Genomic DNA, 23,525 nt, shown 5'->3' with positions numbered 1-23,525 from the left:
CCGAAGCCGACACGAAAGATTAGCACGGCTCGGAGGGCCCTCGTGACCACGGCCACGTCCGTCGGCGTGAGCGGCGCGGCAGGTAGCGTGGGGCGCATGACGACGACCCCCACGAGCACCGGCCCGACCGAGCCCGAGCTCGACGAGACGGCCCGCATCGCCCGCGACCTCATCCGGTTCGACACGTCGAACTACGGCGGTGGGCGGTCGAACGGCGAGGCGGATGCCGCCGAGTACGTCGAGGCGGCCCTCCGCGACCTCGGCCTCGAGCCGCAGCTGTTCGAGTCCGAACCCGGCCGGGTCAGCGTGATCGCCCGGGTCGAGGGCGCCGAGCCTGCGAAGCCCGGACTGGTGGTGCACGGCCACCTCGACGTCGTGCCCGCCGACCCCGCGAACTGGTCGGTCGACCCGTTCGGCGGCGTCGTCCGCGACGGCATGCTCTGGGGGCGCGGCGCCGTCGACATGAAGAACATGGACGCCATGATGCTGACGGCCGTCGGCGACATCCTGCGGGCGGGCGAACGACCGGCCCGCGACCTCGTGCTGGGCTTCCTCGCCGACGAGGAGGCCGGGGGAGTCCTCGGCTCGCACTTCCTGGTGAAGGAACACCCCGGGTTGTTCGACGGCGCCACCGAGGCGATCAGCGAGGTCGGTGGCTACTCGACCTTCATCGACGGTCGACGCTCGTACCTGCTGCAGACGGGCGAGAAGGCCCTGATCTGGATCAAGCTCAGGGCTCGGGGCACCGCCGGGCACGGCTCGCAGATGATCGAGGCGAACGCCGTGACGCGCCTGGCCGAGGCGGTGGCCGTCCTCGGCCGCCAGCAGTGGCCGATCGTGCTGACGGACACGACGACCGCCCTGCTGGGCGAGGTGGCCCGCATCCTCGACGTCGACGTGCACGAGGTCGCACCCGACGAACTGGTCCTGCGCACCGGCACCGCCAAGGGCTTCATCCGCGGCTCGCTGCGCACGACGACCAACCCCACGATGCTGACGGCCGGCTACAAGCACAACGTCGTGCCCGACACGGCCGAGGCCCTGGTCGACATCCGGTGCATGCCGGGGCAGGAGGCGGCGGTGCTCGCCGAGGTCCGGGCCCTGATCGGCGACGACGTCGAGATCGAGACGATGCACACCGACATCGGGCTCGAGACGCCCTTCTCGGGGCCCCTGGTGGACGCCATCACCGCCACCCTCGACCGGCACGACCCGGGGGCACCCGTCCTGCCCTACCTGCTCTCGGGCGGCACCGACAACAAGGCCCTCAGCCTGCTCGGCATCGCCGGGTACGGCTTCGCCCCGCTCCGGCTCGACGAGGGCATGGACTTCCCGGCCATGTTCCACGGCGTCGACGAACGGGTCCCGCTCGACGCACTATCCTTTGGCAGTCGCGTCCTGCGGGACTTGTTGTCGACGTACTAGCAACCCCCGCACCAGAAGGGTCACCCGCGTGGAGCATCTCCTCCAGGCACTCCTGCTCGGCCTCGTCCAGGGCCTCACGGAGTTCCTCCCCGTCTCGTCGAGCGCCCACCTGCGGCTCGTCGGCCTGTTCTTCAGCGATCCCGGGGCGGCGGCCGAGTTCGACCCGGGCGCCACCTTCACGGCGATCACGCAGCTCGGCACCGAGCTCGCGGTCGTCATCTACTTCCGGCGCGACATCACCCGCATCGTCTCGCGCTGGTTCGCGGGCGTGACCGGCAAGATCCCCCGCACCGACCCCGACGTCCGCATGGGCTGGCTCGTCATCATCGGCACCGTCCCGATCGTGCTCGTGGGGTACGTCGCGCAGGAGTACATCCGCACGGTGTTCCGCTCGCTCTGGATCGTGGCGATCGTCCTGATCGTGTTCGGCGTCCTTCTCGGACTGGCCGATCGTCTCGGCAAGAAGACCGAGCGCTTCGAGGACATGCGCTACGGCCACGGCATCGCCGTCGGCGTCGCCCAGGTGCTGGCGCTCTTCCCCGGCGTCTCGCGGTCGGGTGCCACGACGACCACGGCACTCGCACTCGGCTACACGCGCCCCGCCGCCGCCCGGTTCTCGTTCCTGCTCGCCGTGCCCGCCGTCTTCGGCAGCGGTCTCTACGAACTCGTCCAGAGCTTCAGCGACCCCGGGCCCTACTCGCTGGGCGAGACCCTGGCCGCCACGGTCGTCGCGTTCGTCGTCGGCTTCGTCGTCATCGCGTTCTTCATGAACTACATCTCGCGCCGCAGCTTCGCCCCGTTCGTGGCCTATCGCATCGTGCTCGGCGTCGTCCTGCTCGTCCTGCTCGGCACGGGCGTGGTGGCCGCATGAGGTCCTGGGCAGAACCCGACGTCCCGCGCCTCCCGGGCCTGGGAGACCTCCCGGCGCTCCACGACACGTCGACCGGCACGGTGCACCCGACCGAGGTCGACGGGTCGCGGGCCGGTCTCTACGTGTGCGGCATCACTCCGTACGACGCCACCCACCTGGGTCACGCGTCGACCTACCTGGCCTTCGACACCCTGCTGCGCGTCTGGCGCGACGCCGGGGTCGAGGTGGTCTACGCCCAGAACACGACCGACGTCGACGATCCGCTGCTCGAGCGGGCGACGGCCACCGGCGTCGACTGGCGAGAGCTCGCGGACGGCCAGACCGACCTCTTCCGCAGCGACATGCAGCACCTGGCCGTGGTGCCGCCGACGCACTACGTCGCGGTGACCGAGGTGGTGACCGACGTCGCCGACGCCGTGGCGCGCCTCCTCGAACGGGGTCTCGCGTACCCCGTGCCGACCGATGCCTCGAGCGCCGGCGACGACCTGTACTTCGACGTCCGGGCCGCCGAGCGCGACACCGACTGGCACCTGGGGCTCGAGAGTCGCTACGACGCCGAGACGATGGCCCGGTTCTTCGCCGAGCGCGGCGGCGACCCCGATCGCGCCGGCAAGCGCGACCCCCTCGACCCGCTGCTCTGGCGCGCGGCCCGCGACGACGAGCCGTCGTGGCCCACCACCGTGGGCGCCGGCCGACCCGGTTGGCACATCGAGTGCACCGTCATCGCCCAGCAGCACCTCGACGTGCCCGTCACCGTCAACGGCGGCGGGAGCGACCTGGTGTTCCCGCACCACGAGATGAGCACGGCGCACGGCACGGCCCTCACCGGCCGCCCCTACGCCGTCCACCACACGCACACCGGGATGGTCGGCTACCAGGGCGAGAAGATGAGCAAGTCGCTCGGCAACCTCGTGAAGGTCAGCGAGCTCGTCGCCGCGGGCCGCGACCCCCGCGCCGTCCGGCTCGCCCTCCTGGCGCACCACTACCGCTCCGACTGGGAGTGGTTCGACGCCGACCTCGTCGCCGCCGAACGTCGTCTCGAGCGCTGGCTCGCCTGGGCCGCCACGAGAGCAGGAGGCGCGGTGCCGGTCCCGGCCCCCACCCCGTTGGTCGTCGGCCTGCGCTCGTCGCTGGCGGACGACCTCGACACGCCCTCGGCCCTCGACGCCGTCGACGCCGTCGTGGCCCGGGGAACGGCCCCGTCCGAGGTCGACGTCGACGCCGTGCAGGCGCTGCTGGGCATCGACCTGCGCGCCTGAACGCCGCCGACGGCGCCGAGGCGACCGGTCCGTCCCGGCACCCGGACGAAACGGGTCGTCCATCCCGTTCTCCATGCGCATGCATGAGTCTTCCTCAATCAGCACGCCCGTCTGCCCTACGATGGTCGGCGTGGAGACGTCGACGACCGCCCCGGCCCCGGCCGCGACGCCGGGCGACGCCCGCCGGCCGCTCACCCGACGCGACACCCGCGTCGACCTCTGGATCACCGCCCTCACCGCGGCGCTCGGCCTCGTCACGCTCTGGCTCAGCGCCGTCATCGTCGAGGACGCCGAGGGGGCGGGTTCGCCCTCGACCCTCGAGAGCGTGCTGTGGCTCCTGGGCCTCTGTGCACCGCTTGCCTTCCGACGGCAGCGTCCCGTGGCCGTCCTCGTCGTCGTGTCGGCCGTGTTCCTGGCCGCCCAGCTGAGGGGCTACCCCGACACCCTCACCCCGTCGATCGTCGAGTTCGTGGTCATCTTCACCGCGAACGCCTGGGCCGCCCGGCGCGGCCGTGCGCTCGTCGTCAGCGTCGTCGTGACCGCGGTCATGTTCGTCTGGCTGGGCGTGTGGCTGCACTCCGTCTACGTGTCCGACGCCGAGGCACCCGACCCCGTGACCCTCGCCACGATCGCCTACACGCTCGTGTCGAACGGCATCGTCCTCGTCACGGCCATCGCGTTCGGCCGGGCGGCCCGAGTGTCGGCCACCCGGCTCCACGCCCTCGAACGCACGGGGGTCGAGCTGCGCGCCGCCCACGAGCTCGTCGCCGATCGGGCCATCAACGAAGAACGCACCCGCCTCGCCCGCGAGCTGCACGACGTGGTCGCCCACCACGTGGCCGTCATCGGCATCCAGGCGGGCGCCGCCCGGCGGACGCTCGACCGGCCCGACATCGCACGAGGCGCCCTCTCGGCCGTCGAGGGCACGGCGCGGACGACCATCGACGAGCTGGACCGCCTGCTGTCCGTCCTGCGGTCGCGGGACGGCGAGGCCGGGTCCGGCCCCTCGGGCCTCGGCGCCCTGCCCGAACTCATGGCCGACACGCGAGCCCTGGGCCTCTACGTCCGGTTCTCGGTGCACGGCGACGCCCGCGACGTCCCCGAGAGCATCGGGGTCACCCTGTACCGCATCACCCAGGAGGCCCTGACCAACACCCTCAAGCACGGCAACGCCTCCCTCGCCGAGGTGCACCTCCGCTACGGCGACCGGACGATCGAGGTCGAGGTCGTCGACGACGGTCGTCCCGGCCCCATGCCCTATCCCGGCGCGGGTATCCCGCAGGGATCGACGGCGACCGGCCCCGGACTCGGCCAGCGGGGCATGCGCGAGAGGGTCGACCTGCACGGGGGCGAGCTCCAGCTCGGCCCCCGCTCGCGCGGGGGCTACCGGGTGTGCGCGGTCCTGCCCGTGAACGCCTGCGCCGACGCCCGCCCCCTCGACCACGTCACCGCCGCCGAACCCTCCGAGAGACCATGACCGACACGACCGCCCCCGTCTCCGTCCTGCTCGTCGACGACCAGGACCTCGTCCGCACGGGTTTCCGCATCATCCTCGACACCGCACCCGACGTCCGCGTCGTCGGCGAGGCCTGCGACGGGCTCGAGGCCGTCGACCTCGTCCGGCGGCTCCGCCCCGACGTCGTCGTCATGGACATCGAGATGCCCGTCCTCGACGGGCTCGAGGCCACGCGCCGCATCCTCGCGCAGTCATCCGGGGGCGGCCCGGCGATCCTCGTCCTGACGACCTTCGGCCGGGACGACTACGTCTTCCGGGCCCTGCAGGCGGGGGCGAGCGGCTTCCTGCTCAAGACGGCCACGCCGGAGGACCTGATCGAGGCGATCGCCGTCGTCCACCGCGGAGACGCCTTGCTCTCGCCCCAACTCACCCGTGCCGTGGTCGAACGCGCCGTGGGCGACCCCGCGACGACGCGCGTCGTCGTCCCCAGCCCCGCACTGGCGACCCTCACCGAACGCGAACGCGAGGTGCTCGACCGGTTGGCATCGGGGGCCTCCAACGCCGAGATCGCCCGCCGGCTGTTCCTGGGCGAGGCCACGGTCAAGACGCACGTCTCCAACGTGCTCGGCAAGCTCGGCCTCCGCGACCGGACGGCGGCCGTGGTGTTCGCCTACGAGAACGGCGTCGCGGTCCCGGGCGGGCCCGCCACCTGACCGGGGCCCTCGTACCGGGCCCCACCCCGCCCCTCCTGACGGGTCGCCGGCGGACCGGTCAGGGGACCGGGGGGTACCGCGGGTCGTCCGGTCGTCCGTCCCCGCCCTTGCCGTCGCGCCGACGGAGGTACCGTTCGAACTCCTGCGCGATGGCCTCACCGCTCGCCTCGGGGCTGTCCACCGTGTCGCGGGCCTGCTCGAGCTGCTCGATGTAGCCCGCCATGTCCTCGTCGTCGGCGGCGAGGGCGTCGATGCCGGACTCCCAGGCCGTCGACTCGGCGGCGAGCTCGCCGCGGGGGATCGTCACGCCCGAGAGCTCGTCGAGCTTCTCGATGAGCGCGAGCGTCGCCTTGGGCGACGGGGCGTTGTGGACGTAGTGGGGGACGGAGGCCCAGATCGACAGGGTCGGCACGCCCGCGGCCTCGACGGCGTCGGCGAGGACCGACAAGATGCCCACCGGTCCCTCGTAGGTGCTGCGCTCGAGGGTGTACTCGTCGCGGACGGCCTCGTTCTCGCTGCTGACGAAGACCGAGATGGGCCGCGTGTGGGGGACGTCGGCGAGCATGGCCCCGAGGAACACCACGCCCGTGACGTCGTGCACGTCGATCAGGTCGACGATCTCGGCGGCGAAGCCGCGCCAGCTCCGCGACGGTTCGGCACCGAGCAGCACGAGCACCTCGGTGGTGGGCGACGACGGGTCGCGGGGGAGGACCGTCGCGGCGTCGGCGGCCGCGTGCAGCTGGATGCGCGGCCACACGAGGGTTCGCACCCCGTCGTCGTCGAGCCCCACCTGCGGGCGGTTGAACTGGTAGTCGATGTACCGTTCGCCGTCGAGTTCGGCCACCGGTTCGAGCGAGAGGGTCTCGACCAGGCTGCGCGCGACGCCGCTGGCGGCCTCGCCGGCGTCGTTCCAGCCCTCGAAGGCGACCACCAGCAGGCGTCCCGCAGCGAAATCCGACGTGTTCGTCAACCTGTGTCCTCACCGTGCCGGAAGGGCGTCCGGCGCTTGACCCTCCACGATAGACCGTGACCGCCACCAGGAGGCGCGGGCCGGGAGGCCACGTCGACCAGGCCCGGTAGACTGGTCCGCCGTGACCGAAACCCTGCCTGCCGCCGTCCTGTGGGACATGGACGGAACCCTCGTCGACACCGAACCGTACTGGTTCCTCTGCCAGGTCGAACTGGTCGAGTCGTTCGGCGGCACCTGGAGCCGTGAGGACGGCGACGCCATGATCGGGAGCGGCCTGTGGCAGTCCGCCCGGGTCCTGCAGTCCCACGGGGTCGACCTGACCGAGGACGAGATCATCGACCGCCTGACCACCGCGGTCCTCGAGCGCGCCGCGGTCGAGATCCCGTGGCGTCCCGGGGCGAAGGAACTCCTCGCCGAGCTCCGCCGAGAAGGCGTCCCGACCGCCCTGGTCACCATGTCCATCCGCCGCATGGCCCAGTTCATGGTCGACGCCATCGAGTTCGAGGCCTTCGACGCGATCGTCGCCGGCGACGACGTCGAGCACGCCAAGCCGCACCCCGAGGCCTACCTCCGGGGCGCCGCCCTGCTGGGCGTCGACCCCGCCGACTGCATCGCCATCGAGGACAGCACGCCCGGCCTGGCCTCGGCCGTCGCCGCCGGCACCGTCGCGATCGGCGTCGAGCACCACGCACCGCTCGCCGACGACGGGCCCTACATCCGCCGCGACACCCTCGTCGGCACCACGGTCGACGACCTCCGCGCGTTGCACCGGGCCGGCCGTGCCGTCCGCGACCAGGCGACCTCCGACTCCTGACCCCGGTGCGCACGCCGCGCCTCCTGCACCCCTCGGGGTGCGACCCGATCGAAAGCAGCACCCTCGCATGACCGCGTTCCGCCGCCAGTCCGGCCCCTTCGTCGAAGGCGACAAGGTCCAGCTCACGGGCCCCAAGGGCAAGATGAACACCATCGTGCTGACCCCGGGCGCCGTGTTCCACACGCACCGCGGCATGATCGCGCACGACGACGTCGTCGGGTTGCCCGACGGGTCCGTCGTCCCCAGCACGACGGGCGACGAGTACCTCGCCCTCCGTCCGCTGCTGAGCGACTTCGTGATGTCCATGCCCCGGGGCGCGGCCATCGTCTACCCGAAGGACGCCGCCCAGATCGTGGCGTTCGCCGACATCTTCCCCGGCGCGACGGTCGTCGAGGCGGGCGTGGGTTCGGGTGCGCTGTCGCTCTGGCTGCTGCGGGCCGTCGGCCCCGAGGGTCGCCTGGCGTCCTTCGAGCGCCGACAGGAGTTCGCCGACGTCGCCGAGGGCAACGTCGCGAGCTTCTTCGGTGCCGAGCCCGAGAACTGGACGGTCACGGTCGGCGACCTGGCCGACGAGTTGCCCGCGGCGATGCCCGACGGGACGGTCGACCGGGTCGTGCTCGACATGCTCGCGCCGTGGGAGAACGTCGACGTCACGGCCGACGCCCTCAAGCCGGGCGGTCTGGTGATCTGCTACGTCGCCACCGCGACACAGCTCTCGCGCACGGCCGAGGCCCTGCGCGCCTCCGAGGCCTTCACCGAGCCCGACGCGTCCGAGACGCTCGTCCGCGGCTGGCACGTCGAGGGCCTCGCCGTCCGCCCCGACCACCGCATGATCGGGCACACCGGCTTCCTCCTCACCGCCCGCCGGCTGGCACCGGGAGCGGTGCTCCCGCAGCTCAAACGACGCCCCTCCAAGTCCGACTACAGCGATGCCGACGTCGAGGCCTGGACGCCCGGCGCACTCGGCGAGCGGTCGGCCAGCGACAAGAAGCTGCGCAAGACGGCACGCCAGGCCCGGACGGCGGCCGAGGCCGCGATCGCGGCGACCGAGGCCGTCGACGGCACCACCGACGGAGCCGGCGCCGACGGCACGTCGACCGGTTCCACCCCGGCCTGAGCATCGTCGAGGGCTCCGACCACCCCCGCTAAGCTGTCCCCGCATCCGAACGACCCGACCGGTCGCCCCACCCGACCCCCCGGTCGCCTCCACGAAATGAGTCCCCGTGCGCAAGATCCCCGCCCTCGTCGTGACGGTCGGCCTGCTCGCCTCGATGACGGCCTGCTCGAGCACGGCCGGCCCCGGCTCCGCCGGCTGCCCTCCCACGGGTGACGCCGCCTCGGTCGTCACCGCGACCGGCGACTTCGGCACGAAGCCCGACGTCGACGTGCCGACGCCGATCGTGACCAAGAAGACCGAGGTCTCGACGCTCATCGAGGGCGACGGTCAGCGACTCGTCGACGGCACCCCGGTCGTCATCGACTACACCCTGTTCGACGGCAGCACGGGCCAGGAACTCGAGGACAGCGGCTACGACGGCTCGACGAACGTCCCGTTGACGGTGGGCGGGCAGACGCTCGCCCCGCTCGTCGACGCGTTGGAGTGCTCCACGGTGGGGTCGCGCGTCGCGGTCGCCGTCAAGGCCAGCGACCTCTCGGCATCGATCAACGGCGCCGCGTCGACCCCGAACGACGATCCCGACGCCGCCTACGTCGCCGTCGTCGACGTCAAGCGGGCGTTCCTCGCGAAGGCCGACGGGGCCCTCCAGCTCGGCGCGGACGGCCTGCCCGCGGTGGTCACCGCCCCCGACGGTGCACCCGGCATCACGATCCCCGCGGGTGACGCCCCCACCGACGAGGTCGTGCACCTCGTCCGCAAGGGGCACGGTCCTACGTTGACCGCCGACGACTCCGCCGTCGTGCAGTTCACGGCCGTCACCTGGAGCCAGCCGTCCACGGTCGCGGGGTCGACCTGGACCAACGGCGGTTCGGCGACGCCGGTCGACCTCGGCGACGAGCAGATCCCCGACGACATCCGCTCGGCCCTGGTGGGCCAGCAGGTCGGCTCGCAGGTCATGGTCGTGCTCCCCGCGACGTCCGACAGCGGTGGCTCCGCCTACGTGTACGTGTTCGACGTGCTCGGGGCGATCCGATGACCCGGCCCTGCTGAGCCGGTCGCCGTGCCCACTGCCCGCACCCCCCGCGTCCCCGTCGAAGAGCGACTCTTCAGCCTCGTGTTGGCCTTGCTCGCGACGGACTCCGGGTTGAGCAAGACCGAGATCCTGTCGACCGTCCAGGGGTACCGCCAGAAGTACTCGCGCTCGGGTGACAACGCCGCGCTCGAGCGGCAGTTCGAGCGGGACAAGGACGACATCCGCGAACTGGGCGTCCCCCTCGAGACGATCGACGACCCGGCGGCGGCAGGCAACAACCAGGCACTCCGCTATCGCATCCCGCGGGGCGCGTACGAGCTGCCCGAGGACATCTCGTTCTCGTCCGAGGAGACCGCCCTCCTCACCTTGGCGGCGATGGTGTGGCGCGAGGGGTCGCTCTCGCACGAGTCCCGACGGGCACTCCTCAAGTTGCGCTCGCTCGGCGGCGCGGCGAGCGTTCCCGAGCTCGAGTACGCCCCTCGGCTCCGTTCCCGCGACGCGGCCTTCGAGCCGCTGCGGACGGCGCTCGACCGGGGCGTCGTCGTCCGGTTCGACTACCTGAAGCCCGGTGACGAGTCCGCCCGCCGGCGCGAGGTCGCCCCGGCAGCCCTGGTGCAGCACCAGGGCCGGTGGCTGGTGTCGGCGGTCGAGGTCGGCACGGGGGCACTCAAGACCTTCCTCCTGTCCCGTGTCGTCGGCCCCGTCCAGCTGACCACCACCCCGTACACGAGACCCGACGACGCCACGGCCGAGCGCGCGCTGGCCGACCTCGAGCAGGTCTGGCGCGATCGCACCGCGACCGTCCGCGTCGAGCCCCTGTCCGACGCCGAGACCCGACTCGGCAAGCGCCGTGGCACGACCCGTCTCGATGCCGACACGCTCCTCGTCCACTGGACCGACGACAACCTGCTCGCCGACGAGCTGGCCTCCTTCGGTCCCGAGGTCACCGTCGTCGAACCCGACGGTCTCCGTGCCCTGGTGCGCACCCGCCTCGAGGCCGTGCTCGCCGCCCACACCACCGGCCCGGTCGACGGGGGTGCCCGTGGCTGAGCCCCGCGGTGCCCTCCACGCGGCCGACAAGCTCGCCTTCCTGCTGTCGCTCGTCCCGTGGCTCATGGACCACGAGCGAGTCAGCGTGGCCGAGGCGGCCGCGCACTTCGGCGTGAGCGTGGGCGAGATCCGGCGTGCGGTCGAGCTGATCGCCGTCTCGGGCGTCCCTGGCGAGACGACGCAGTACCAGCACGGCGACCTCTTCGACATCGCGTGGGACGACTTCGAGCAGAACGACGTCATCGTGCTGACCAACCTCGTCGCCATCGACGACTCGCCACGGTTCTCCGCCCGCGAAGCCGCCGCCCTCATCGCGGGCCTGCAGTACCTCTCGTCGCTGCCCGAGAACGCGGACCGCGCGGCCATCGCCACACTGATGAGCAAGCTGTCGCGTGGGGCGTCCAGCGAACCGAGCCAGGTGGCCGTCGACCAGTCCGAGACGAACGAGGTCCTGGGGCTCGTCGGCCGGGCGGTCGAGGCGGGCGTCCAGCTCGAGTTCGACTATCGCGGCACCCGGGGGGTCGCGGAACGACGGCGGGTGGACCCGCTGCGGGTCGAGTCGGTCGACGCCGACTGGTACCTCAGGGCCTGGGACCACCTGCGCGAGGCTCCCCGGACGTTCCGACTCGACCGGATCGCCTCCCCGGCGCTCACCGCGACTCCGATCGCTCACCGGGCCGACGACGTCACCCTGCCCGAGACGCTGTTCGAGGGGTCTCCGGACGACCTGGTCGTGGTGCTCGACCTCGACGCCGCCGCGGCGCCGCTCCTCGCGGACTACGGTCCCGACGAACCCGAACCCCTCCCGCACGACCGCGTGCGCCTCCGGTTGCGCGTCAACCGACTCGGCACGCTCTGTCGCCTCGTGGCGGGACTCCCGGGTCACCCCGAGGTCGTCGGGCCCGAGTCGGCGCGCTCGGCCGTGGCCGACTGGGCGCGTCGGGCGATCGAGCGTTACGACGTCGACCCGTCCGTCACTCCCTGAACGTCCGGCTGCGGCACGCCCTGTGCATCGCCTGCGCCGTGCCTGCCGCAGACGAGGCCGCACGGTAGAGTGGACGTCACCCTGCCCCGCAAGGAGACCCCATCATGTTCGGAAACGCGCTCTCAGGCTGGCACCTGATCATCATCCTGGCGATCGTCCTGTTGCTCTTCGGTGCGCCGAAGCTCCCGGCCCTCGCGAAGAGCATCGCCCAGTCGATGCGCATCTTCAAGAACGAGGTCAACAGCGACAAGAAGGAGTCGGCCGTCGACGACGACCTCGAGAACCGTCCCGTCCGTCGTCCGGACGACTCGTCCGCCCGGTACACCGACGGTCCGACCGCACGACGCGTCGACGACTCGTACCCGTCGCCGAACCGCGACGTCCCGCCGAAGTCCTGACGCGTGGCCACGACGACGACTCGTGGCGACAGCACCCAGGGGAGGGGCACGGGCCGCAGCCGAGGCCGTGACGGCAAGATGTCCCTCGGGCAACACCTGCTCGAGTTGCGCAAGCGACTCTTCATCTCCGCCCTGGCCCTCATCCTGGCTGCTGTCGCCGGTTGGTTCCTCGCGCCCTTCGTCCTCGACGCCCTGAGGTCGCCGGTCGAGGCGATCGCGGCGGCACGCACGGGTGAGACCACCCTCAACTACTCGAACATCACGGGCGCCTTCGACCTCAAGCTCCAGATCGCGGTCACCGTCGGCGTCGTCATCTCGAGTCCCGTCTGGCTGTACCAGGTCTGGGCCTTCATCGTTCCCGCCCTCGTGCGCAAAGAGAAGCTCTACGCCGTCGGCTTCATCGGCACCGCCATCCCGCTCTTCCTGGGCGGCTGCCTGGCGGGATGGTACGTGCTGCCCCACATCGTCGAGGTCATGACCGGCTTCGTCGACACCCAGGACGCGACGATCATCGAGTCGAAGGTCTACTACGACTTCGTCCTCAAGCTGGTGCTCGCCGTGGGCATCGCCTTCGTCATGCCGGTGTTCCTGGTGCTGTTGAACTTCGTGGGCGTCGTCTCGGCCGCCGCCATCGTCAAGGGCTGGCGGGTGGCCATCCTCGTCATCGTCCTGTTCACCGCGATCGCGACCCCGTCGGCCGACATCTTCTCGATGTTCCTCCTGGCCATCCCCATGATCGTGCTGTTCTTCCTCGCCGCCGGCGTCGCCTGGCTGCACGACCGCCGGGTCGCGAAGCGGGCAGCCGCGCTCGACGCCGAACTCGCGGCGGGGTGACCCGGTGAGCCCCGACCTCAGTCCCGCGGAACGCTTCGCCGCGGCGAAGACGCGAGACAAGACCCCCAAGCTCCAGGCCTTCCGGTCCCGTCTCGGCTTCGCCCTCGACCCGTTCCAGCTCGCCGCGTGCGCCGCCCTCGAAGCGGGCGACAGCGTCCTCGTCGCGGCACCGACCGGCGCCGGCAAGACCCTGGTGGCCGAGTACGCGATCCACCTCGCCATGCAGGACCCGCGGGCCAAGGTGTTCTACACCGCACCCATGAAGGCACTGAGCAACCAGAAGTTCCAAGAACTCGTGGCCGAGTACGGAGCGTCCGAGGTCGGGCTGCTCACCGGTGACACGAACGTGAACTCCCGGGCGCGCATCGTCGTGATGACGACCGAGGTGCTCCGCAACATGATCTACGCCGGGTCCGAGATGCTGACCGACCTGCGGTACGTCGTCCTCGACGAGGTCCACTTCCTGGCCGACCGGTTCCGCGGCGCGGTCTGGGAAGAAGTCATCATCCACCTGCCGCTCGACGTGCGGCTCATCTCGTTGAGCGCCACGGTGTCGAACGCCGAAGAATTCGGCGACTGGCTCCAGACGGTCCGGGGGAGCACCGAGGTCATCGTCTCCGAGGACCGTCCCGTGCCCCTCGACCAACACGTCCTGGTCGGGGGCAAGTTCCTCGACCTCTTCGACTCCTCGGGGCAGGCCGCGACGAACCGGGTCAACCCCGAGCTCCTGCGCGCGACCTCGCTCGGTCGACGCGGCGGGCGGAGCGGTGGTCGTCGAGACGGCCACTCGGTGGGTCGGACCGGCCCCCGGGGCCACGTCGTACCTCCGACGCAGGGCGGTCCCGGTCGCCTCGACCGCTGGAAGATCGTCGAGATGCTCGACGACCAGAACCTGCTCCCCGCCATCTTCTTCGTCTTCAGCCGGGTCGGCTGCGACCAGGCCGTGTCCCAGGTGCTGAGGTCGGGCATCCGTCTCACGACCGCCGACCAGCGTCGTGAGATCCGCGAGATCGTCGAGGCCCGTTGTCGCACCCTGCGCGACGAAGACCTCGCGGTCCTCGGCTACTGGCGGTGGCTCGACGGGCTCGAGCGAGGTGTGGCGGCCCACCACGCCGGCCTGTTGCCGGCCTTCAAGGAAGTCGTCGAAGAGCTCTTCCAGAAGAAGCTCGTCAAGGTCGTGTTCGCGACCGAGACGCTGGCGCTCGGCATCAACATGCCGGCCCGCACGGTCGTGCTCGAGAAGCTCGAGAAGTTCAACGGCGAGGCTCGGGTGCCCATCACGCCCGGCGAGTACACCCAGTTGACCGGTCGTGCCGGTCGCCGGGGCATCGACGTCGAGGGCCACTCGCTCATCCAGTGGCAGCAGGGTCTCGACCCGCAGGCCGTCGCCTCGTTGGCCTCGCGGCGCACCTACCCGATGAACAGCAGCTTCCGGCCGACGTACAACATGGCCGTCAACCTCATCGAGCAGTTCGGGCGATCCCGCACCCGCGAGGTGCTCGAGACGTCGTTCGCACAGTTCCAGGCCGACCGCTCGGTCGTCGACCTGGCCCGCAAGGTGCGATCGCAGCAGCAGTCACTCGACGGCTACGCCGCGTCGATGGAGTGCCACCTGGGTGACTTCGGCGAGTACACGATGCTGCGTCGCGAGGTCGGCGACCTCGAGAAGCAGGGGGCGGCCCGGGCCGACTCGCAGTCGCGGGCCGAGCGCGACAAGCGTCAGCGTCGCATCGGCGAACTGCGTCGGCAGGTGCGGACGCACCCCTGCCATGCCTGTCCGGAGCGCGAACAGCACGCCCGCTGGTCCGAGCGCTGGTTCAAGCTGAAGAAGCAGACCGACCAACTGTCGGCGCAGATCCGCAGTCGGACCGGCGCCGTCGCCAAGGTCTTCGACCGGGTCACCGACGTGTTGCTCGACCGCGGCTACCTCGTCCCCACGGGCACGAACGCAGGAGGGGCGGGTCGCGTCCCGCGGGACGTCGAGGTCACCGTCGCCCCGACCGGTCGCACGTTGCGGCGCATCTACGGCGATCGCGACCTGCTCGTGGCCGAGAGCCTGCGCCTCGGTGTGTGGAACATGCTCGACGTGCCGTCCATGGCGGCCATGGCGGCCACCCTCGTGTACGAGCCCCGTCGGGACGAAGGCCAGCTCTCCGAGCGATTCCTGCCTCGCGGCGAGTTCCGTGCCGCGCTCGACGCCACGCAGCTGCTCTGGGCGGAACTCGACGACCTCGAGCACGAGCACCACCTTCCGGGCAGCCAGCCCCCGGCACCGGGTCTCGCCCTCGCGATGCACCGTTGGGCCCGCGGTGCCGCACTCGATTCGGTGCTCGACGACGCCGACCTCGCCGCCGGCGACTTCGTCCGCTGGACGAAGCAGACGATCGACCTGCTCGACCAGCTGTCGGTCGTGGGGGACCTGCCGGTCGGTCCGACGGCCCGGCAGGCGCTCGACGCCGTCCGTCGCGGCATCGTGGCCTATACCGCGGTCGGCCCCTGACCCTCCTCCCCGACGAGGCCGGACGTCCGCCGAGGACGACCGGCCTCCCAGACGCCGCCACCTAGAATCGCGGGGTGTCTTCCCGAGCGACCGACGTCCGACTGCCCCTCTGGCTCGCCCTGATCGTCGCCCTCGGTGCCGGCGCCGTCCTCGACGGCGGCTTCCCGGACGGCGACGTCTGGCCGCTGACCTTCGTCGGCATCGGGTTCGTGCTGGTGGCCCTCCGGGGCCGGTCGCTCGGCGGTTCCTTCCTGGTCGGGCTCGTGGCGGGCCTGTCCTTCTACCTGATCCACATCTCGTGGGCGACGCTCTTCCTCGGTGTCGTCCCCTGGGCCGCGCTGTCGACCCTCGAGGCGCTCTTCTTCGCCGCCGGGGCGATGCTCATCACCCTCGCGTACCGCTGGGTCCCGCTCATCTGGCCCGGCACCCTGGGCCGCACGGTCCTCCTGCCCGTCGTCGTCGGGGGGCTCTGGACGCTCCGTGAGTTCGTCGCCGGCAACTGGCCCTACGGCGGCTTCGCCTGGGGTCGCGTGGCTCTCAGCCAGTCCGAGAGCCCGTTCGCCGGTCTCGTCGCCTGGCTCGGCATCTCGGGGCTGTCGTTCCTCATGGTGGCGATCGTCGCCGCACTGATCCAGCTCGCCCTGCAGACGACCGTCCGGGGTTCGACCCGCGTGCTCGCCGCTGCCACGGTCGTGGTCGCCGCCCTCGCGGTGCCGCACTGGCCGACGCACTCCTCGGGCACCGCCACCATCGCCGCCGTCCAGGGCGACGGCGACGCCGGCTACTTCGCCGACCGGCAGTACGGCGACCTGACCAACGCCCAGGTCCTCGCGATGAGCGACTTGCAGGCCCAGCTCGCACGGCTGCCGGAGGACCAGCGCTCCCTCGACATGATCGTCTGGCCCGAGGGAGGCAGCGACCGTGATCCCACCCGCGACGCCACCGGCCAGTACGTCTTCGACGCGATCTCCCGTGGCTACGACGCCCCCCTCGTGTCGGGCGTCATCACCGAGAGCGACGACGGTGAGACCGTCCACAACTCGTCCCTGCTCTGGTCGGACGGTGGAGTGGCGGACCAGTACGACAAGAAGCACCCGGTCCCGTTCGGGGAGTACGTCCCCGATCGCGCCTTCTGGCGGCCCTTCGCTCCCGACCTGATCGACCTCATCGGGCGGGACTACACGCCGGGCACGCGGGACGAGGTCTTCGACCTCGGTGACTTCCGTGCCGGGATCTCGATCTGCTTCGACATCGTCGACGACCAGCTCATCACCAACATGATGGACGAGGGCGCGCAGGTCATCATCGGCCAGACGAACAACGCCGACTTCGGGACCCGTCCCGGGCAGACCGACGAGAACGAGCAACAGCTCGCCATCGCACGCCTGCGGGCGATCGAGACGGCGCGTCCCCTCGTCAACGTCTCGACCGTCGCCTCGACGCGGGCCATCGACGCCTCGGGCCGTACGACGGCGAGCATCCCCGACTACGAGCCCGGAACGATGGTGGCGGTCGTCGACCTCGGCACCGGGACGACGCCCGCCGTCGTGGCGAGTCGGGCGATCGAATTCCTCGTGTCGTTCTTCGGTCTCGCGATGCTGCTGCTGTCGCGCCTCTTCATCGGGACCCGGCGTTCCACTCGTCGACGCCGGCTCGACGAGGCACCCGACCAGATCCTGCCGCGGTGGCGGGTCGTCGACTGACGGTCCGGCCCCGCCGAGACGAGAGAAGGCCCGACCACCGTGAGGTGGTCGGGCCTTCTCGTCGGATCGCTGCCGGACGGGTCGTCAGGCGCCGATCTTGTGCTGGCCCTTGCGGGCCCTGAGGAAGTCGAGTCGTTCTTGGAGGAGCTCCTCGAGCTCGTCGCGGCTGCGTCGCTCGAGCAACATGTCCCAGTGGCTCCGGGGGACCTTCACGTCTCCGGCGTCGATCTCGACGGGCTTGCCGTCGGCCGAGAGCAAACGACCCTCTTGGCCGCTCTTGGGTGACTGCCAGATGTCCGGGATCTCGGCGTCCGCAGCGAACACCATGTCGAACGTCTGACCGTCGGTCGTCTGGTAAACGGCCTTCTTGCGGGGCGAGAACTCCACGCCCTCTTCGCTCTGCAGGCTCTGGCTGCCGAGCCTCATTCCGCGCAAACTGCGATCTGCCATTGTGTGGTCTCCTCTCGCGTTGCAATCACCCGTTGTAACCCGTTCTGGACCTCCGCCGTTCCGAGCCGTGCGATTTCACAGTCCCTTCACAGTGCCCGGGCAGTCTCGGGCCAGGGTCACACGGCGCGCCGACGCACCTCGTCGAGCGCCAGGTCGGCGCGATCGGTGACGATGCCGTGCACGCCCAGGTCGAGCAGCCTCACCATGTCGGCAGGCTCGTTGACGGTCCACACGTGCGTCTCGACGCCCAGGGCCGCCCACTCGGCCACGCGCGCAGCCGTGACGATGCGGACCGGGCCCTTGCGCTCAGGGACCTGGACGGCCCGGCACCCGACGAGGGCGCGCCGCACCAGCGATCGCCGGAGGCGGGGGAGCGGGACGAGGCCTCCGGCCACCGCCGCGACGATGCCCCGGGACGAGGCCGACGTCGCGACTCCCGGCAGCGCCCGGACCGCCCGCAGACGCCTCCGGTGGTCGAACGAGGTCACCAGGACGCGATCCGTCGCCCGGACGCGGGCGATCGCTCGGACGGCCGGCGCGACGGCTTCGTCCGACTTGAGGTCGATGTTGAACCGGGTCTCGGGGAAGGCGTCGAGCGCCTCGTCGAGGGTGGGGATCTCGTGCTCACCGTTAAGCCGGACCATCTTGACCTCCGCGAGGTCGAGGTCGAGGAGGCGCTGCTCGCGTCCCGCGAGCCGCGTCAGGTCGGGATCGTGGCTGATCACCGCGATGCCGTCGCGCGTGGCGTGCACGTCGGTCTCGACGTACGTCGCCCCGGCCGACACGGCGAGGGCGAACGCCAGCATCGTGTTCTCCGGGGCGTCGACGGCCAGGCCGCGATGCGCCAACACCCGGGGGCCGGCCGGAGCGAACCAGCCGGCCGAGACCGGGGGAGCGGACGGCACTACGAGGTCGCCGGAGGAGTGGTCGGCCCGGTGTCCGACGCGCTCGCTCCGGGAGCCGGCCGATCGGCGCCGGCCGCACCCGCGCCTCCGGAACCGACACCGGAGCCGGTCTCACCGGGCGTGGTGACGGTCGGGAAGCCGAGGTCCGGTTCGGCCTCGAGGTCGACGGTCGATGCGAGGTCGGGCGTGACGTCCATCTCGGAGACCTTGGGGGCCTCGGTCGGGGTCCACCCCGGGGCGTTCGGGTCGCGCGGGGCGAAGAAGCCCTGCCCGATGCCCTTCAGGGCCTCGGTCAACTCGCTCGGGATGATCCACATCGTGTTGGCCGAGCCGTCCGCGATCTTCGGCAGGGTCTGGAGGTACTGGTACGCGAGCAGCTTCGGGTCGGGGTCGCCGGCGTGGATGGCGTTGAAGACCGTCGCGATGGCCTCGGCTTCGCCCTGTGCCCGCAGCACCTGGGCCTTGGCGTCGCCCTCGGCCTTGAGGATCGACGACTGCCGCGACCCCTCGGCCTCGAGGATCTGGGACTGCTTGGTGCCCTCGGCGGTGAGGATGGCGGCGCGACGGTTGCGCTCGGCACGCATCTGCTGCTCCATCGAGTCCTGGATCGACAGGGGCGGATCGATGGCCTTCAGCTCGACGCGGCCGACCCGGATGCCCCACTTGCCGGTGGCCTCGTCGAGCACGATGCGCAACTGGCCGTTGATGTTGTCGCGACTGGTGAGGGCCTGCTCGAGGTTCAACCCACCGACCACGTTGCGCAGCGTGGTCGTCGTGAGCTGTTCGACGGCCCCGAGGTAGTTGGCGATCTCGTAGGTGGCTGCCCGGGCGTCGGTCACCTGGAAGTACACGACCGTGTCGATCGAGACGACCAGGTTGTCCTCGGTGATGACGGGCTGCGGCGGGAACGAGACGACCTGCTCGCGCATGTCGATCAGCGGCCGCACGCGGTCGATGAACGGCACCAGCAGGTTGAGCCCGGGGGAGAGGGTCTTGTGGTACCGCCCCAGACGTTCGACCACGCCGGCACTCGCCTGCGGGATGATGCGGACCGAGCGGAAGAGGATGACGAGGACGAGCACGACGACGATCGCGACGACCACGATCGTGACGACGGTTCCGGCACTGATGGTGTCCATGGCTTCAGGACCTCTCTGCGGGGGCGACGAAGGCGGTCGACCCCTCGATGGCGGTCACGACGACCGGGGCCCCGGTGTCGAGTGCGAGGTCGGCGCCTGCCGACGTCGCGGGGGAGGACAGCACGCGGGCCGTCCAGGTCTCGCCGTTCGACAGCTTGACCTGGCCGGGGTCGGAGCCGATGGGCACGACGACCGTGCCGCGCAGCCCGAGCAGCGCCTCGACGTTGCTGGGGGTCGGATCGCCCCCGCGGCGGAGCGCCCGCAGCAACGGCGGCCGCACGGTGAACAGCAACAGGACCGCGAGGACGGCCGCGATGATCGCCTGCAGCCACCACGGGGCACCGAAGAGGCCGGCGAGCAGACCGCCGACGCTGCCGATGGCGAGCATGAGGAAGGTGAATTCGAGCGTCGTCACCTCGACGATGACGAACACCAGGATGAGCGCGATCCACGCGACCCATGCGTAATCGTTCAAGACGTCCACGTCGACCTTCTCTCGTTCCCCTGTTATGAAAACTATCACCCGCCCCTGACGATGACGAGGGGGATTGGTAGGGTCGAGTCCGGTCCACGGGCCGATCGATCCCCGCACAGTCTGGAGCACGCCTTGTCCAACCCCCTCGCCGCAGAGTCCCTCGCCGGAGCCCGAGTCCTGGTCACCGGATCGTCCCGGGGGATCGGTGCCGACACCGTGCGCTACTTCGCCGAGGCCGGAGCCAAGGTCGTCGTGAACTACCGCAACAAGGAGAAGCGCGCACTGCAGCTCGTCTCGACCATCGAGCAGGCGGGCGGCGAGGCGATCGCCATCGGGGCCGACCTCACCGACGAGGCCAGCCTGGCGGCGATGTTCGACACGGTGCGTGACGCCTGGGGCGGCCTCGACGTGCTCGTGATGAACGCCTCGGGCGGCATGGAGACGGGCATGGCCGAGGACTACGCGCTCAAGCTCAACCGCGACGCCCAGGTGGCGCTGTTGACCGCGGCCCTGCCGCTGCTCGCCCCGGGGTCGCGCGTCGTCTTCGTCACGAGCCACCAGGCGCACTTCATCCGCACGACCGAGACGATGCCCGAGTACCTCCCCGTCGCCCTCAGCAAGCGTGCCGGCGAGGACGCCCTGCGCGAGATGCTGCCGCAGCTCGAGACCGCGGGCGTCGAGTTCGTCGTGGTCTCGGGGGACATGATCGAGGGCACGATCACGGCGACCCTGCTCGAACGCTCGAACCCCGGTGCCATCTCGTCGCGGAAAGAGAGCGCGGGCAAGCTGTACAACGTCGCGGAGTTCGCCGCCGAGGTCGCGTCGGCCGCCGTCGACCCCGTCCCGGCCGACCACACCCGCCTGGTGGGCGACACCAGCGACTTCGCCCCGATCGTCTGAGACGGGCCCCTTCGTGACCGAGCGCATCGTCCGACCGACCTCGCGCCTCCTCGTCCTCGACGACGACGACCGCGTGCTGCTGATGAAGACGGTGGCGCCCGACACGAGTCGCTCTGCTCGCTGGATCACGCCGGGTGGCGGGGTCGACCCGGGCGAGACCCATGTCGAGGCGGCGATCCGCGAGTTGCACGAAGAGACCGGCCAGGTGGTCACCGAGGTCGGTGACGTCGTGCGCGTGGACGACTTCGAGGTGTCCTGGGACGACGCCGACCACACGCACGGTCACGCCGAGTTCTACGTCGTCCGCCTGCCGCACTTCGAGGTCGTCGACGACGACTGGACCGACGACGAGCGCGTCGACATCGTCGAGTCGCGCTGGTTCGCCCTCGACGAGCTGGCGACCACCGACGAGCCGGTCGAACCCGGCGACCTGGCCGAGCTGCTGCGTCGGGTGCTGGCCGAGTCGTCCGGGGCGTGAGGGCGGGGCGCCACCCGAGCCACCGTGCACCCCTTCCGGCGCCACCGCGTGTGACTGATAATGCACATTATGTCAAGTAGTAAGAACGGTATCTGCGTTTTCTAGTCTTAGACGGCAGTCCGATATGCACCCCCACCCAGGACGGGGTGAACCTTTGATCAGCAAATTTTCCGGCGAAGGGGCCCTTCGGCTACGGAAGGTTTCGCACCACGAACTCCCTCAATCGGTGCCGCGCGAGCCGCCGGTTGACCAGCCTTTTTCTCTTGCGATCTGCGCAATACGCTCTTAGAATGCATAAATTGCAGACGGCTGAGGAGCGCACGTGGTTGACAAATTGGGTGGGCTCGCCTTTCTGCCAGTGCCGGATCGCGGCGCGGATAGGGACGCCTTCTTCGGCGAAATACTGAAGGGGTGGGCCAACTCGCAAGCAGCTAAGAGCTTCGGGCCCGAAACGATCAGGCGCCGAGCCAATTGCGTCTTGCGCTTTGCTGACTTCGCCGGGAAATTTCCATGGGAGTGGACACCCCAGGACGCGGACGACTTCTTCTCTCACCTGCGCAACGTCCTACACCGTGCGCCCGCCACAGCACGGGCATACCAGAGTGATATTCAACTCTTCCTGGACTACGCGACCAGCGAGTCCTACCCTTGGAATGCGAAATGCGAGCATCTGTTTGGGACGGTGATGTCCCAGATCATCACCGATCTCAACAAGACCAAGCACGTCTTCGACGGCGTCTCAGGGCCGGAGAAACGCGCTTTTGAACTGGACGAGCTACAAGCGTTCTTTGACTTCGCTGACCTGGAGGTCCAGCGCATTGCCCGAGCGAAGCGCAAGGGTGCCATGGCCGCATGGCGAGATGCGGTCGCCTTCAAGGTTTGCTACGGATGGGGCCTCCGCCACGATGAACTGAGGAAGCTGAAGGTGTCCGACTTTTCGAGAAGCGGCAAGGCGCCTTATTTCGGCGACTACGGCATCCTCAGGGTGAGACACGGCAAAGCTCAGAAAGGGTCCGGCAAGAAGCAACGCTCGGTTCTCAGCCTCGTTGACTGGGCCGCCGAAGCTGTTGCGGAGTGGGTGGCAAGTGGACTCCCCCGGATGGGTGTTCCGGATAGGTATTTGTTTCCAACCGCCACAGGAGGGCTCGTGAGCAAGGGGGATCTCCTGGCCCGCCTACACGCCTACACCTCCGCACTTGATTTGCCGGCGGGGTTGGACATCCACGGTCTGAGGCGCTCCTACGCGACTCACATGATCACGATCGAGGGCTACGACGAGAAGTTCATATCCATGCAACTCGGGCATGCGCACACGTCGACGACCACGATTTACACCCTGCCCTCCGCGGACTTTGCCCACAAACAGTTGGAGCGCGTTCTGACGAAGACGGTTTTGCAGAGTAAGGGCAAACTGCTATTGAAACCGAAGAGACCGTCAGGAAGGACGACACCATGAACCGACAGATCGACTGGAATTTTCGCGTCCGGGAGCTGATGGCGAGGGCAGGCATGCGCAATAGCCGGGATCTAGTGGAACCCCTGCACGAACGGGGTATCACGCTGTCGGAGTCACAGATCTATCGGCTCGTGTCTCAAAATCCGGACCGCATCTCGTTCCAAGTATTTGTCTCTCTTTGCGATATTTTCAACGTTGAGCCGAACGACCTTCTTACGTACACGGCCGCAGACATCAGGACGAAACACCGTCCGGCCGCCGTGGGGCAAAGTACCGACGTACCCTTGCTCGAGGCCTATAGGCCGGTCAGGGCACGCGTGGATCGCGGTAATCAGGATGAGTGACTTCAGACCCAGGGGGCGCCCGCGGAGCGAAGGCACAGGATTTACCTGTGGTCGCTGCGACCGAGCGACGGACAAGATTCGCGTGCGCTGGCCAGACGGCCAAATCTGCGGCATTTGCTTTACTGAAGCCGTTCACACATATGGCGTCTGCCCCTCCTGCGGCAAAGACCACATGCTTCCCGGACGCGCGTCCGATGGCCTCTCCATCTGCCGTGAGTGTGCGGGCATTTCCACAGAGCTGACTTGCATC

Annotated in this window: 23 protein-coding genes; 18 read left to right on the top strand and 5 right to left on the bottom strand. The window is 70.0% G+C overall.

What is annotated here, in order from left to right; translation table 11 throughout:
• Positions 1 to 96: 96 nt before the first annotated feature.
• From EDF21_RS01230 to EDF21_RS01210, 5 genes are all read left to right on the top strand, one after another.
• Positions 97 to 1,425 carry a M20/M25/M40 family metallo-hydrolase gene (locus tag EDF21_RS01230; RefSeq protein ID WP_123570764.1) on the top strand — a complete coding sequence of 443 codons (1,329 nt, stop codon included), beginning with the start codon at positions 97 to 99 and terminating at the stop codon, positions 1,423 to 1,425.
• Between the two features lie 28 nt (positions 1,426 to 1,453).
• Entirely contained in the window at positions 1,454 to 2,296 is an 843-nt protein-coding gene (locus tag EDF21_RS01225; RefSeq protein ID WP_056045103.1) for an undecaprenyl-diphosphate phosphatase, read from the top strand.
• Entirely contained in the window at positions 2,293 to 3,555 is a 1,263-nt protein-coding gene (gene mshC, locus EDF21_RS01220) for a cysteine--1-D-myo-inosityl 2-amino-2-deoxy-alpha-D-glucopyranoside ligase (RefSeq protein WP_123570051.1), read from the top strand. Before EDF21_RS01225 ends, mshC begins: the two co-directional genes overlap by 4 nt.
• 130 nt (positions 3,556 to 3,685) lie before the next feature.
• On the top strand, positions 3,686 to 5,032 hold the full coding sequence (locus EDF21_RS01215) for a sensor histidine kinase (RefSeq protein WP_158612829.1): 1,347 nt from the start codon (positions 3,686 to 3,688) through the stop codon (positions 5,030 to 5,032).
• Positions 5,029 to 5,724 (top strand): response regulator transcription factor, encoded by a 696-nt coding sequence (locus EDF21_RS01210; protein ID WP_123570049.1) that lies wholly within the window; start codon positions 5,029 to 5,031, stop codon positions 5,722 to 5,724. Before EDF21_RS01215 ends, EDF21_RS01210 begins: the two co-directional genes overlap by 4 nt.
• A gap of 58 nt (positions 5,725 to 5,782) precedes the next feature.
• On the opposite strand, the gene EDF21_RS01205 is transcribed toward EDF21_RS01210, so the two are convergent.
• Positions 5,783 to 6,694: a proteasome assembly chaperone family protein gene (locus EDF21_RS01205; protein ID WP_056045092.1), complete on the bottom strand. Its 912-nt coding sequence runs from the start codon at positions 6,692 to 6,694 to the stop codon at positions 5,783 to 5,785.
• A 121-nt stretch (positions 6,695 to 6,815) separates the two neighbouring features.
• Between EDF21_RS01205 and EDF21_RS01200 the strand changes: the two genes are divergently transcribed.
• The 9 genes from EDF21_RS01200 to lnt all read left to right on the top strand — a co-directional run bounded on the left by EDF21_RS01200 (position 6,816) and on the right by lnt (position 17,128).
• Positions 6,816 to 7,508 carry an HAD family phosphatase gene (locus tag EDF21_RS01200; protein ID WP_233568315.1) on the top strand — a complete coding sequence of 231 codons (693 nt, stop codon included), beginning with the start codon at positions 6,816 to 6,818 and terminating at the stop codon, positions 7,506 to 7,508.
• A 67-nt stretch (positions 7,509 to 7,575) separates the two neighbouring features.
• Entirely contained in the window at positions 7,576 to 8,625 is a 1,050-nt protein-coding gene (locus EDF21_RS01195) for a tRNA (adenine-N1)-methyltransferase (RefSeq protein WP_056045090.1), read from the top strand.
• Between the two features lie 106 nt (positions 8,626 to 8,731).
• Positions 8,732 to 9,661, top strand: a complete 930-nt coding sequence (locus tag EDF21_RS01190) for a hypothetical protein (protein ID WP_056045089.1) — start codon at positions 8,732 to 8,734, stop codon at positions 9,659 to 9,661.
• A gap of 24 nt (positions 9,662 to 9,685) precedes the next feature.
• Positions 9,686 to 10,708: a YafY family protein gene (locus EDF21_RS01185; RefSeq protein WP_123570048.1), complete on the top strand. Its 1,023-nt coding sequence runs from the start codon at positions 9,686 to 9,688 to the stop codon at positions 10,706 to 10,708.
• A complete protein-coding gene (locus tag EDF21_RS01180; protein WP_056047399.1) occupies positions 10,701 to 11,693 on the top strand; it encodes a YafY family protein in 993 nt (330 codons plus the stop codon). The genes EDF21_RS01185 and EDF21_RS01180 overlap by 8 nt, the downstream gene beginning before the upstream one ends.
• Positions 11,694 to 11,797: 104 nt before the next feature.
• Positions 11,798 to 12,091, top strand: coding sequence for a twin-arginine translocase TatA/TatE family subunit (tatA, locus tag EDF21_RS01175; protein ID WP_123570047.1), 294 nt, complete (start codon positions 11,798 to 11,800; stop codon positions 12,089 to 12,091).
• 78 nt (positions 12,092 to 12,169) lie between these two features.
• Positions 12,170 to 12,925: a twin-arginine translocase subunit TatC gene (gene tatC, locus EDF21_RS01170; RefSeq protein ID WP_056047397.1), complete on the top strand. Its 756-nt coding sequence runs from the start codon at positions 12,170 to 12,172 to the stop codon at positions 12,923 to 12,925.
• 4 nt (positions 12,926 to 12,929) lie between these two features.
• Positions 12,930 to 15,425 (top strand): RNA helicase, encoded by a 2,496-nt coding sequence (locus tag EDF21_RS01165; protein WP_123570046.1) that lies wholly within the window; start codon positions 12,930 to 12,932, stop codon positions 15,423 to 15,425.
• A 74-nt stretch (positions 15,426 to 15,499) separates the two neighbouring features.
• Positions 15,500 to 17,128 (top strand): apolipoprotein N-acyltransferase, encoded by a 1,629-nt coding sequence (lnt, locus tag EDF21_RS01160; protein ID WP_123570045.1) that lies wholly within the window; start codon positions 15,500 to 15,502, stop codon positions 17,126 to 17,128.
• A gap of 84 nt (positions 17,129 to 17,212) precedes the next feature.
• Here lnt and EDF21_RS01155 read toward each other — a convergent pair whose 3' ends face one another.
• From EDF21_RS01155 to EDF21_RS01140, 4 genes are all read right to left on the bottom strand, one after another.
• Positions 17,213 to 17,578, bottom strand: coding sequence for an RNA polymerase-binding protein RbpA (locus tag EDF21_RS01155; RefSeq protein WP_043594952.1), 366 nt, complete (start codon positions 17,576 to 17,578; stop codon positions 17,213 to 17,215).
• A 116-nt stretch (positions 17,579 to 17,694) separates the two neighbouring features.
• Positions 17,695 to 18,483 carry a glycerophosphodiester phosphodiesterase family protein gene (locus EDF21_RS01150; RefSeq protein ID WP_233568314.1) on the bottom strand — a complete coding sequence of 263 codons (789 nt, stop codon included), beginning with the start codon at positions 18,481 to 18,483 and terminating at the stop codon, positions 17,695 to 17,697.
• Positions 18,483 to 19,622 (bottom strand): SPFH domain-containing protein, encoded by a 1,140-nt coding sequence (locus tag EDF21_RS01145; protein ID WP_123570044.1) that lies wholly within the window; start codon positions 19,620 to 19,622, stop codon positions 18,483 to 18,485. The genes EDF21_RS01150 and EDF21_RS01145 overlap by 1 nt, the downstream gene beginning before the upstream one ends.
• A 4-nt stretch (positions 19,623 to 19,626) precedes the next feature.
• A complete protein-coding gene (locus EDF21_RS01140; protein WP_123570043.1) occupies positions 19,627 to 20,106 on the bottom strand; it encodes an NfeD family protein in 480 nt (159 codons plus the stop codon).
• A 123-nt stretch (positions 20,107 to 20,229) separates the two neighbouring features.
• On the opposite strand from EDF21_RS01140, the gene EDF21_RS01135 reads away from it, so the two are divergent.
• The 4 genes from EDF21_RS01135 (at position 20,230) to EDF21_RS01120 (ending at position 23,275) form a co-directional block, all read left to right on the top strand.
• Entirely contained in the window at positions 20,230 to 20,997 is a 768-nt protein-coding gene (locus tag EDF21_RS01135) for an SDR family oxidoreductase (protein ID WP_056045077.1), read from the top strand.
• Positions 20,998 to 21,010: 13 nt separating this feature from the next.
• The gene (locus tag EDF21_RS01130) at positions 21,011 to 21,475 is read left to right on the top strand and encodes an NUDIX hydrolase (RefSeq protein WP_233568313.1); all 465 of its coding nucleotides are present in this window, start codon (positions 21,011 to 21,013) and stop codon (positions 21,473 to 21,475) included.
• Between the two features lie 322 nt (positions 21,476 to 21,797).
• Positions 21,798 to 22,931: a site-specific integrase gene (locus EDF21_RS01125; RefSeq protein ID WP_123570042.1), complete on the top strand. Its 1,134-nt coding sequence runs from the start codon at positions 21,798 to 21,800 to the stop codon at positions 22,929 to 22,931.
• Positions 22,928 to 23,275 (top strand): helix-turn-helix transcriptional regulator, encoded by a 348-nt coding sequence (locus EDF21_RS01120; RefSeq protein WP_123570041.1) that lies wholly within the window; start codon positions 22,928 to 22,930, stop codon positions 23,273 to 23,275. The genes EDF21_RS01125 and EDF21_RS01120 overlap by 4 nt, the downstream gene beginning before the upstream one ends.
• Positions 23,276 to 23,525: the final 250 nt, after the last annotated feature.

Origin of the sequence: Frigoribacterium sp. PhB118, from assembly GCF_003751725.1 — a bacterium.
Taxonomy (GTDB): Bacteria; Actinomycetota; Actinomycetes; order Actinomycetales; family Microbacteriaceae; genus Frigoribacterium.
This window is presented reverse-complemented; position numbering and strand designations above follow the sequence as displayed.

What these genes read in the sequence shown, in the direction of transcription:
- EDF21_RS01120 (WP_123570041.1), top strand. Translation starts at nt 22,928, where the DNA reads ATGAACCGACAGATCGACTGGAATTTTCGCGTCCGGGAGCTGATGGCG.
- mshC (WP_123570051.1), top strand. Translation starts at nt 2,293, where the DNA reads ATGAGGTCCTGGGCAGAACCCGACGTCCCGCGCCTCCCGGGCCTGGGA.
- tatC (WP_056047397.1), top strand. Translation starts at nt 12,170, where the DNA reads ATGTCCCTCGGGCAACACCTGCTCGAGTTGCGCAAGCGACTCTTCATC.
- EDF21_RS01210 (WP_123570049.1), top strand. Translation starts at nt 5,029, where the DNA reads ATGACCGACACGACCGCCCCCGTCTCCGTCCTGCTCGTCGACGACCAG.
- EDF21_RS01145 (WP_123570044.1), bottom strand. Translation starts at nt 19,622, where the DNA reads ATGGACACCATCAGTGCCGGAACCGTCGTCACGATCGTGGTCGTCGCG.
- EDF21_RS01195 (WP_056045090.1), top strand. Translation starts at nt 7,576, where the DNA reads ATGACCGCGTTCCGCCGCCAGTCCGGCCCCTTCGTCGAAGGCGACAAG.
- tatA (WP_123570047.1), top strand. Translation starts at nt 11,798, where the DNA reads ATGTTCGGAAACGCGCTCTCAGGCTGGCACCTGATCATCATCCTGGCG.
- EDF21_RS01230 (WP_123570764.1), top strand. Translation starts at nt 97, where the DNA reads ATGACGACGACCCCCACGAGCACCGGCCCGACCGAGCCCGAGCTCGAC.
- EDF21_RS01155 (WP_043594952.1), bottom strand. Translation starts at nt 17,578, where the DNA reads ATGGCAGATCGCAGTTTGCGCGGAATGAGGCTCGGCAGCCAGAGCCTG.